The sequence below is a fragment of the Neisseria sp. P0022.S010 genome, from assembly GCF_051956635.1.
This window is the reverse complement of record NZ_JBQCXF010000833.1, coordinates 1-531: the sequence shown is the minus strand read 5'-3', so window position 1 is coordinate 531 and position 531 is coordinate 1. Positions and strand designations below refer to the sequence as shown.

Below are 531 nucleotides of genomic sequence, written 5' to 3'. Positions count from 1 at the left end.
TGTAAACGTCTTGGCCGTTGGCGCCGGTCGTTTTCACCACGTCTTTGATGTTGGTGCCGGCGGCAACCTCGGTACGGGCGGCGGCGCTTTGCTGTTTCAGCTGGCTGTAGTTGACGGCGTCGGTATCATCGGTACCCGGGGCAACGTTGGTGATCTTGTTGCCGGCGGCATTAATGCCTGCTTTGGTCACACTTGGGCCACCGGTAATGGTGAGGCCGTCTGAATTCAGTTTGCTGTCGCCTGCGGTAACGCTGTCGACGGTGATGTCTTTGGCCAGTTTCAGCTGTGCACCACCGGCTACGGTTTCGCTGATGATGTTGCTGTCGCCTTTGACATTGATGGTGTCGCCCAATGCGTAGTTGTTGCTGCCGGTGGTACCGCCGAAGTTAATGCCTTTGGCGATATTGGCGGCGTTGTTGGCGACGTTTTGGTTGGTCGCAAACAGTTGGCTGCCGTTAACGGCGTCTTTGCTGTTGGCATTGAGGTCGCCGTCGGCCACGTTGGTCACTTTGTTACCGGCGGCATCGATAC

General features: G+C 57.3%; 1 pseudogene. It reads right to left on the bottom strand.

Annotated elements, in window-relative coordinates:
• Positions 1 to 531, bottom strand: a pseudogene (locus tag ACTHUT_RS21665) (hypothetical protein); the annotation flags it as partial.